The organism is Bacteroidota bacterium (genome assembly GCA_034723125.1).
Taxonomy (GTDB): Bacteria; Bacteroidota; Bacteroidia; order CAILMK01; family JAAYUY01; genus JAYEOP01.
Genome location: JAYEOP010000132.1, coordinates 1 through 4,114 on the forward strand (window position 1 = coordinate 1; position 4,114 = coordinate 4,114).

Annotated in this window: 3 protein-coding genes; all 3 read right to left on the minus strand. The window is 28.9% G+C overall.

Annotated features, from left to right (window positions below):
• On the minus strand, positions 1–559 hold a 559-nt coding region (locus tag U9R42_04005; protein ID MEA3495180.1), incomplete at its 3' end, for a glycosyltransferase family 9 protein.
• Positions 560–569: 10 nt separating this feature from the next.
• Positions 570–2,942, minus strand: a complete 2,373-nt coding sequence (locus tag U9R42_04010) for a M1 family aminopeptidase (protein MEA3495181.1) — start codon at positions 2,940–2,942, stop codon at positions 570–572.
• Positions 2,943–3,055: 113 nt separating this feature from the next.
• Positions 3,056–3,775, minus strand: coding sequence for an IspD/TarI family cytidylyltransferase (locus U9R42_04015; protein MEA3495182.1), 720 nt, complete (start codon positions 3,773–3,775; stop codon positions 3,056–3,058).
• Positions 3,776–4,114 lie beyond the last annotated feature (339 nt).

A 4,114-nucleotide genomic window follows, 5' to 3' on the forward strand; every position in this document is an offset into this window, starting at 1 on the left:
TTGGAAATTGCTTGGTAAACCAAATGGAAGCAGGAGCAATACAAATATATTTCTTTGTTTTATAGCTTTTTGTTTTTTCAAAATCATTTTCCGAAGGATATAATTTGGGTAAACATATTTTTGGCGTTGTAAATTCAGATAGCAATGTTGCATTGCGTGTTACTTCATGAATTTCAATAAAAGGGTCAATGATATGTTCGTAGCTTTTAGTGAAAAATATTGATAATGGATTTTTTTTAAATCCATATTTTCTTTTTGCTTTTGAAAAAACTGTTATAAAACCACTGGAGAAAAAACGTTGTAAATTAAAAACATAATCGTATTTTCTTTTTCTGATTTTTTTTAATGTTTTGAACAGTTCTTTGTATTTATTGTTGTTTTTATTCCAAATTAAAATATTGTTTAAATGTGGATTGTTGTCTAAAATATTTTCATTGCCTTTACGTAAAAGAAAATCAATTTTAGAATTGGGAAATACCTTTGTAACTTTCTCTATCAAAGCTGTTGAGAGAATTACATCACCTATAAAGGCAGTTTGTATGATAAGTATTTTTGTCATTAATTAAATTTCAAATTCCTAAAACAACTTTCTTGCAAATTTTTTTATTATTGTTATTGATTTCAATAATATAAGTGCCTCTTTCAATATCATGCACAGGAATTGATACAATTAATTTATTGTCAAGTTTAACCTCTTTTAAAATCTTACCTGAAAGGTTTATTAATTTTAGAGAAATTTGATTTTTATTTATTTGAGAAAATTCAATATTTAGTTGTTCTCCTGTTGGATTTGGATATATTTTGATGTTTGTATCTTCCTTATTAATAAATCCGAATCCTACAGTGTAATCGTATTTGCCAAGGCAATAATCACCGACTTTAAGATTGTTGATATCAATATCTCCAATTTTGTTGAATTTATATCCTGTATTTATTTGATAATCCGAATACTCTATCCAGTCATCTTCGGGAGATTTACGATAAAGCAAAATCAAACTGTCTTCATTGTCAATGTTTAAAGTATGGTCTAAATAATTGTTACCGTTTAAAGAACCGCTTGTACGTCCATTGTATCTTATATTTGCCGAAGCTTGAAAAGTATTAGGCAAAACAGCATTTACTGTCCAATATCGATAATCCGAAAAACGTATTCCTTTAACTGAAGTATTTTTATTTTCTGGTTCGTTCCAGTGATGTTCAACAACTATCAATGCGGAATCCTGAAGTTCTTCAATATTAATTTCCATTAGAGCTACACCAAAATCGTATTTGGTTTTTTCAGTAATTACTTGTTTTACAATTGTTCTTGCATCGCTAATTTTTCTTTCAATGTCAATTATTGCCATTTGTGGTTGAAAATTTAACTCAAAAGTGAAAGTTTTTTTCTTCCAGCTCATGCTTAGTTTTTCAGTTTGTTTTTCCCAATTTTTGCTGTAAAAGCTAATTTCAAGAGGAACGTTTAAATACTGTTTGTCATTGAATCGTGGATTGTTACAAATCGTTATTTCTGTTTTACTTAGGTCGGATGAATTTATTTTTTCAATATAAAAATGAGGAAATCCTTTTGTAAAAACCCAATCATCAAAAAAATCCTTTAGGTCAACATCTGTATATTTTGATAATGAATCCATAAGGTCGTATGATGAAGCACTTTTAAAAGCCATAGCTTTCAAATATTTTTGTATTCCAAGGAAAAAAAGTGAATCACCAAGGTAAGAGCGGAGAGTGTGAACAACATCAGCACCTTTGTCGTAAACGTGTGTTCCATAAGTAATATCGTGTGGAACAGGTGATAAAGGAAAAACTCCATCATCAGAAATATGAGCGTATTGCAAAACGTGATTATGATTTTTTTGTACTTCTTGATTGTATTTTTCTTTACTGTAAACTTTTTCAAGGAAAAGATGTTCGGAATAAACAGCCCAGCCTTCATTGAGCCACATATCTTCAGCAGTTTTGCAAGTAACAAGATTTCCCCACCAATGATGAGAAAACTCATGTGCCATCAGTGTTTCTTTTTCTAATGTTCCGTCAACAGCATATTTTGGATAGGCAATATTTGCTATATGTTCCATTGCTCCTGAATTAAAAGGTACAACTACAAAACCTATTCGGCTGAATTGGTAAGGAATATAATATTGTTCGAAAATATCAATACACTCTGGCAAATGTTCAAATGAATTTTTAAGCTTGGTGGAATCGGAGGGAAGTGAAGCAAGTAAAACAAGTATATCTTTTTCTTTTCCTTTATGAATATTTTGAACGAAAGCATAGTTGCCAACTGCTACAGAAGCAAGGTAGGTTGGTATTTCCCTTTTAAGTTTCCAGTGCCAGCTTATTGTTTTGTCAGCATTGTTATGGTAATCAATCAAAATTCCACCACAAACAGCTTTTTTGTCTTCAGTTGTTGTGATGTTAAAATCATATTTTGCCTTGTCGGTAAAATTATCAACACAAGGAAACCAGACTCTGCCATAATTATGAGGGTCGTCTGCAAAGCCAACGCCCATATTGTATGCATATCCACCATCGGAATTTGAAAAATAAAATCCTCCCCAGTATGGATCTATTGCAGGCTGTCCGTGATAATAAATTTTTAATGTTATTGTATCACCAATATTTATGTTTTGTAAAAGAGTAATTTCAAGATTTTCGTCAGTGTGCAAAAAAGTTAAATTTAATTCCCCCAAAAAGACTGAGTCAACTTCTAATTTTTTTAGTGATAAAGAAATTTTATCAATATCATTTTCATTTGCCAATAACTGTACTTCTGTAAATCCATTAATTGTTTGACCGGAAATATCAGTTATGTTTAAACTAATATTGTAATGAATTACATCAATTTTGGGATTTTGTTTTGCTGCAAAAACAGTGTTTAAATTTGCACATAATACAAATATAACAAGAGTTACAGCTATTTTGTTAATATTTTTAAAGCTCATAAGAATCAATTATTTATTTTTATCTTTACAATGATAGCTAATATTTTAAGGATTTAACATAAAATACCAAATATCAAATTTAATATTTCTAAGGTAAATATAATGATATAAATTTATTTGAATTTTGTTTTCAAAATTATTTTAGCAAATTCTTCGTGAATGGGGTAAGTAACTTTAATATTATTTTCATCTCCGAGAACCCAATGAATTTCAGCAAGTTTGTATTTATAAACTAAGCTAACATCATCTGAGAAATCTGTTGAAATATCATTTAAGGCTTTTTTATGGGCTTTTTTTATCAATTTGGTGCTAAACCCCTGTGGCGTTTGAGCTTGAAGGAGAAACTTTCTTTTCGGGATATCATCAATTATTGCCTTATCATTTATTTTGTAAATAGTGTCGGATGCAGGAATAGCAACAGCTACAGCATTTGCAATCTTAAGTTTTTCAACACAATCATTAATTATTTTGTCATTTACTAATGGTCGTACAGCATCATGTATCAGCACTATGGAATTTTCATCATCAATTTCCATTATACCATTGTAAGAGCTTTCACGCCTTGTTTCTCCACCTTTTATAATTTTAGAAACTTTTTTGTAATCATTAGCTTTAATAATTGTTTCAACCAAATCAAGGAATAGGGGATTGGTAACGATTATTATCTCATCAATGTTTTTATTGTCTTCAAATCTTTGAATAGAATGTTCAAGTATAGAATGACTTTCAAGTTTGTGAAACTGTTTTGGCATTTCACTAGCGAAACGTTTTCCCAATCCTGAAGCTAAAATCAAAACATAAGTTTTGTTGAAAGGATGATTTACTTTTGTCATAATTGAAATTTACAAATATAATTCCCAAGGCAAAGATACAAAATATCTATGAAATACAAATGTAAACTATACATATGATACAACAATACACAAATAAGCTACATTCACAAATGTAAACAGCAACAAAGATACAATTGTAAATACAAGTGTAAATTGTAAATTATATGTTTGTACACAATTACAGTTATTTAAATAAAAATCTTTACAATTAAAGTACAACTTTGTAATAATTATGTAATATCACATATAATCAGTAGTTTAAAGTGTTATTTATAAAGTTATAATTCAAATACGATTTTTATTAAAGTTTTGGATTAAGACATTTATATAACTATCAAT

Coding starts and splice junctions, on each gene's coding strand:
- U9R42_04010 (MEA3495181.1), bottom strand. CDS start 2,942: ATGAGCTTTAAAAATATTAACAAAATAGCTGTAACTCTTGTTATATTT.
- U9R42_04015 (MEA3495182.1), bottom strand. CDS start 3,775: ATGACAAAAGTAAATCATCCTTTCAACAAAACTTATGTTTTGATTTTA.